Annotated in this window: 3 protein-coding genes; 1 reads left to right on the top strand and 2 read right to left on the bottom strand. The window is 43.1% G+C overall.

Annotation, left to right across the window (positions count from 1 at the left end):
* Positions 1–170: 170 nt before the first annotated feature.
* Together HXY43_RS25510 and HXY43_RS25515 are read right to left on the bottom strand one after the other, a co-directional pair.
* Positions 171–3,101 carry a peptidase domain-containing ABC transporter gene (locus HXY43_RS25510; protein ID WP_290889646.1) on the bottom strand — a complete coding sequence of 977 codons (2,931 nt, stop codon included), beginning with the start codon at positions 3,099–3,101 and terminating at the stop codon, positions 171–173.
* Positions 3,098–3,850 carry a peptidylprolyl isomerase gene (locus tag HXY43_RS25515; protein ID WP_290889649.1) on the bottom strand — a complete coding sequence of 251 codons (753 nt, stop codon included), beginning with the start codon at positions 3,848–3,850 and terminating at the stop codon, positions 3,098–3,100. Before HXY43_RS25515 ends, HXY43_RS25510 begins: the two co-directional genes overlap by 4 nt.
* A 1,634-nt stretch (positions 3,851–5,484) precedes the next feature.
* Here HXY43_RS25515 and HXY43_RS25520 point away from each other — a divergent pair.
* Positions 5,485–6,142, top strand: a 658-nt coding sequence (locus HXY43_RS25520; protein WP_290889652.1) for a CAP domain-containing protein, incomplete at its 3' end; no start/stop codon positions are given.

The raw sequence follows: 6,142 nt of genomic DNA on the forward strand, positions 1-6,142 counted from the left end.
AGTGGGGGCTAGGGGCCCCCTCTGGGGTTGGGGGCTGTGGGGAAGTGGGGAAGTGGGCATTGGGCATTGGGCATTGGGAATTGGAAATAACCAGCAATCAACCATCAACCAATAATCAACCAACCAACAACCACCAACAACTAACCACTAACCACCAACAACTAACCACTTCATAGCTGTGACTCCTGTTGTTGATAAAGACAGTAATAGCGTCCTTTCATTGCCATAAGTTCGGCATGTGTTCCTTGCTCGGCAATTACACCCTGATCCATGATGATGATGATATCGGCGTTTTTGACGGTGTTAAGACGGTGAGTGATGAAAAAGACTGTACGTTCCCGAAATACCTCCATCAAATTGCGACATACTTGTTGTTCAGACTGGTAATCTAATGCACTGGTGGCTTCATCGAGAATTAGTAATCTGGGGTTTTGCAAAACTGTACGTGCGATCGCAATTCGTTGTCGTTGTCCACCAGAAAGGGCAGAACCCCGTTCTCCAACAATTGTGTTGTAGCCGTTGGGTAGTCCCATGATGAAATCGTGGGCAGCAGCAGCTTTAGCAGCAGCAATAATTTCCTCGGTAGTTGCGTCTGGTCGAATGAGGGCAATATTATCTTGAATTGTTCCCTCAAACAACAGGGTATCCTGTAGCACCATCCCAATCTGTCGGCGCAATGAATTCAATTCTACTTTCCTGATATCATAGCCGTCAATTTGAATTTGTCCTGCTACGGGTTCGTAGAGTCGCGGTAACAATTTTGTCATTGTGCTTTTACCAGAACCGCTTTGTCCAACAATACCAACAAAGGTACCAGCAGGAATATCAAGATTGATATTCAGAAGTTGTAGGGCATCATCAGGGTTAAACCCAAAGGAAACGCCTGTGTATTTGACTGCTCCTTGAATTTCTGGTAACTGAATGTTGTTGCGATCGCTTAACTGTACTTCTGGTGTTGTATCTAAAACATCACCAAGGCGTTCGATGGATAATGCTACTTCTTGGAAGTTCTGTGACAGTTGAATCAGACGCAGTAGTGGGCTGGTAACATAACCAGCAATAATCCGAAAGGCAATTAGTTGTCCTAGTGTGAGTTTATCGGAGATGACTAAATGAGCGCCTACCCACAGCAATACAAAACTAGAGAATTGATTTAAAAATCCACTGATGGAGTTGGCTGTGCTGGAAGTCAGGACATTTTTGAAACCAGCACTGATGTAGCGGGTGTAGCGTTCATGCCATTGCCAGCGAGATTTCAACTCGATATTCTGTGCCTTCACCGTTTGAATGCCGGTGATTACCTCGACAAGGTAGGACTGGGTATCGGCGTAGCGTTCAGCTTTTTTTCGCAACTGTTGCTGAACAATAGGAACCACAAGAGTTGTCAGAACTGCAAATAATGGCACTGTGGCGAGGGCGACGAGTGTTAGCACCCAGCTGTAAAACAGCATGACACCGATATAAATCACAGAGAACAGGGCATCTAGCACCACCGTCAGGGCTGTGCCTGTCAAAAATTGGCGAATATTCTCCAGTTCATTGATACGTCCCGCCAATTCTCCCACGCGGCGACGCTCAAAATAACTCAGGGGCAATCGCAAAAGGTGATCGATTACCTCTGACCCCAAGCGGATGTCGATACGGTTAGTAGTGTCAGCAAACAAATAGGTACGCAGACTCGTTAAGATCGCCTCAAACACTGCAATCACGAGCAAGAATATCCCCAGGATATCTAGAGTGTCAAGGCTTTTTTGAATTAATACGGTATCGATGATGATTTGGGTGATGATTGGGTTTGCCAAACCAAATACCTGGACAAAAAAGGAAGCAACCAGAACTTCCACTAATACCAAGCGGTATTTGTAGATAGAAGGCAAAAACCAACGCAGACTAAATTTTTCTGGGCGATCGCTTTCTGCCTTTTCTACCATCAATACCTGTCCTGATTGCCCCCAAATGTCGGCAAACTCAGCAGCAGAATAGCTAGAGATTCCCTTGGATGGATCGGCTATAACAACTTCGCGTTCTGTAATTTTGTATAGCAGGGCGAAACTATCTTGCCAGTAAATTATTGCTGGCGCATTGAGGCGGTTGATGACATTAGCAGGAACTTTAGCTAATTGGGCGTGCAAACCCATCATTTCTACAACTGCTCCCGCCACTTGCAAGGAAATCTGCTTTTTCGACTTCTGTTGATTGGTCAAAACTTTGCGGATTAAATCGCGGCGAAAAGAACCCCCTAAGATGCGACTCAACATCTGGAAACAGGCCAAGGGAGCATCAATATTACCCTGTCCCGATACAAAGATCGTGTCTGCTGGTGCGATGCTTTCAGCAGCGGGGTTGGGTGGGTATTCTGGAGCAGGAGAAATTTTTAAACTGGGGGTGGGAGGAGGATTTTTGTTTTCAGTCTTCCAAGGAATGCCGAGTAAGCGTACTTCGGTTTCACTGTCCCAAGTCTTCCTTGAGTGACTCAACGATAATCGACTACCAACTGTCATATCGTCAATGCTGCCAGCACTGACCAACCACAAGCGCTTATCATCAAGTTGTTGGGAATTTACCGTTCCTGCGGGTAAATTCACTACTTTTGTATCTTGCCAAACTTGACGCGCTAAATCTTTTAGATTAGTGGCAGCATCTGCTTGACGCTGGAGTTCTAAACTTAGGAGTTCAAATACTTCTATGATGTGGGGGCGCGATCGCACTGCTTGTTCAAATTCTGGTACTGTACTCATCAATCCCAGAAATTCTGCTGCTTCTATAGTGATGGCGATGACTTCTGTAGAGGCGATCGCCGCTTCGCAGCCTACCCCACGCAACAATCCTAACCAACCCAGGAACTCTCCTTTCTCTACCACCGTCAAACTAACTTGAGACTCCATCCGCTGGTCATAACCCAATACCCTCGCTTGTCCTTGATAAATTACCATGACTTGCGCTGGCATTCTTCCCCTGACTAGCATCCACTGTCCGGTACGATATTGCAGCAGTTGACAGTTAACAACGAGTGTATCTAAGCTGGCACGCGGAAGTTGTGCAAACGGGGGAGTGTCGGCTAAGAATTCTAATATTTCAGCTTGGGTGATACCTGGCTTCATGCCGCAACAGACTCCACACAATGGTTAGAAGATTGTAGGCGCGTTTGAATTTGTGTTTGTATCCAGCTTTCAAAGAGTTCGTCTAGCAACCACAACTGCATAGTTTCATCCAACTGTGCAGGCAAGAATTTCTCTAGGCGAATAATCACAAACCAATCGGCTATTAAGCGTGGTTCCCAAAGTTGCCCTGGTTGACTCGCAGACAAAATTTTTTGAATTACCGGATGGGGTTGAGACAAAGGAACTGGTCCCAAAACTCCCCCTGTTTTTGATTCTGGGCCTTGGGAATACTGCTGGGCGGCGGCGGCAAAGGATTGTTCTCCCTCAAGAATCCGAAAATATAATTCCTGGACTAGCCCTTCATCCTGGGTGCGAATCATGGAATACACGACTTGATCCAGGTCTGCTTTGCGTTGTAGGAAATAGGACTCCAGTTTTTTGCCCCACATGGCATACTGGAATTTCTTGATCAGTACTGGACGAATTGCCAACTCTTGCATCGCTGCTTCAGTGAGATGGTGCTGTTGCAACCATGCCTTTTGTAGCTCTTTTGAGGTGAGTTGGTAACGTTGGCAAAAGTGGGCGATCGCTGCTTCTTTTTCTGCTTCTGTGCAAGAAAATTGGGCGATCGCTTCGTCTATCACTTTGGCCCGTAAGACCTGCGGCAACAACTGGTAACGATGCAGTAAAGACAACAATTCATCTGCCTGAAGCATTTCGCTACCCACTAGTAAGCTTTGTGTCGTCATAATTCCTGACTAGCACATTCGGTATTCTAAGGTTTGGGCAGAAATCTGAACAACTCACGCTGTGAGAGTATCTAAAGTGTCTAACAAGTTTTTCAGCCCTATATCTCTTTTCTTTACATGTTTGTTTTACCACATCAGGATTTTTTCTAATAAGATTTTGTCAATTTTTAATCCTAGAATTTTATCCGACTTAGCTAAAATATCACATTCTATACTGATTTCAGAAATTTTAGACCTAATTTTTTACAGAGTTTGCTTCTTTTTTTTAACGAGATAAAAATTTTTAGTAAATAAAATTACAATCAAAAAAAATTCGTTACCTGTGTTTGTTATAGATATCAAGACTATAATACTTGCAGATGTTGGATTTTATCAATAGTTGATGGCTCGTGAGTAAAAAATACTGTTAATCACCTTGCTTAAGTACTAAAGGTTAAAAATCAGTACATTAATTTGTATAAAAAATAATCAGTATAACCGATATTTTTCCTCCTCGTCAGTTTGGATTAAAGTTTTTGCAATCAAAAAAAAAATAATTTACCTCAGTAATATTGCTAGTCTTTTGCCATATTAAAAGTATTAAAAATAACAAATATTTGAAATTTGCTACATCAAATTTGAGGAATAAAATGGCATTTTTGATGAAATTATGATGTTGTGAGAGTTTTATTTTGTGAATATTCCAATATGCAGCATTTTCTCTGAAATAGCACGGTTTGACAGCTTTATTTATGCATATACGAGTATATGTATTTGAGGTAATACTTTAACAAATCTTTAAATGGGAAGGGTTATTTTATTTTTTTTTGTATACAAAAAATCGCTGAAGCTGATATACTCGTTAAAAGCAAATTACGTGAAAGTGCGTACGTATACAGGTTTGCATCCAAATCCCTAGATTTTGCAAGTATCTAATTTTTTTGTAGAGATACTTGTTTTTACTTGCTTAACTAGTGAAAAAAGCAAAGTAGCAAACCGCTCCGATGTAGGGGTAATCCAAAATTAACGATAGAATACCCCTGCAAGTCAACGTTCTGCCTCGACTGACATTTGCATTCTGTATAAGGATGCGGAATGTCTTGTAGGGCGTGTCTGTAAATCTGATGAGTCGAGGATTCAGATGAGTACTAGTTCCACAATTCCAGTTTTTCCCAAGCAAAAGTCCCTCAAAAACAATATCCTAAGGGACACCAGACATTACCAAGGATCGATTACTTACGTCATTCCCTTTTGAAGCCACAGGTCTGAATCTAATTGTCACAACTAAGGCAAATCAATAGGCCTCTGACCAGATCTTGTTTCTAAATAGATGAAATTTACGGATGCAGGGCTAACAGTAGCTCCGCTGCAACAAGTCGTCATGCAATTGCTAAAACTCAATATACAGCAGAGGTTCCAAAAATAAAATTGCCTTAGTTCAAAGCATACTCCAGGCAAAAACTAAGCTTTTTTGAAAGCCTTGATCGCGAGGTGGTTCATAGCAGCACACAAAATTTACTTTGCTAGCACCTTGGTTACAGTTTCGCTCTGATTATCCTTGCTTAGCCCTCTTCAGGTTTGCTTCTACCAAAAGTTGCAGCAGAGTGGTTATTCCTGCTGAATTCATGCAAACAAATCTTTGTGAGGACAGATTAATGGCATCAGACAACGCAACATTTGAAAAACAGGTTCTTGACCTCACTAACCAAGAACGAGCTAAGGCTGGTCTTCAACCTCTAAAAGGAAATGCTGAACTGGACTATGCTGCTGACAAGTATGCTGAAGACATGTCAAAACGCGGTGTCTTGAGTCATACAGGGCCAGATGGCTCTCAACCGTGGGACAGAGCTAAGGCAGTTGGCTATGAAGCTCAGACAATGGGAGAGAACATTGCAGCAGGGCAAGAAACACCTGAACAGGTTGTTCAAGCTTGGATGAATAGCTCTGGACACCGAGCTAATATTCTTAACCCTAATTATACAGAGCTTGGCGTTGGTTTTCATGACAACTATTGGGGTCAGCTTTTTGGTAGTGGAGATACGAACCCCGCTAGCAACATACCAACTGGCGCTAATCAAGGAACTGGTAACGACACTCTCCCTAGCGACAAGGGTAGCAATAACACCATGCCCGAGGACAAAGGCACTACCGTTCCCAGTGACAAGGGTAGCAATAACACCATGCCCGAAGATAAAGGTACTACCGTTCCTTGTGACAAGGGTAGCAATAACACCATGCCCGACGACAAAGGCACTACCGTTCCCGGCGACAAGGGTAGCAATAACACCATGCCCGAGGACAAAGGCACTACCG

The organism is Fischerella sp., assembly GCF_013388695.1.
Taxonomy (GTDB): Bacteria; Cyanobacteriota; Cyanobacteriia; order Cyanobacteriales; family Nostocaceae; genus PCC9605.

What these genes read in the sequence shown, in the direction of transcription:
- HXY43_RS25515 (WP_290889649.1), bottom strand. Translation starts at nt 3,850, where the DNA reads ATGACGACACAAAGCTTACTAGTGGGTAGCGAAATGCTTCAGGCAGAT.
- HXY43_RS25510 (WP_290889646.1), bottom strand. Translation starts at nt 3,101, where the DNA reads ATGAAGCCAGGTATCACCCAAGCTGAAATATTAGAATTCTTAGCCGAC.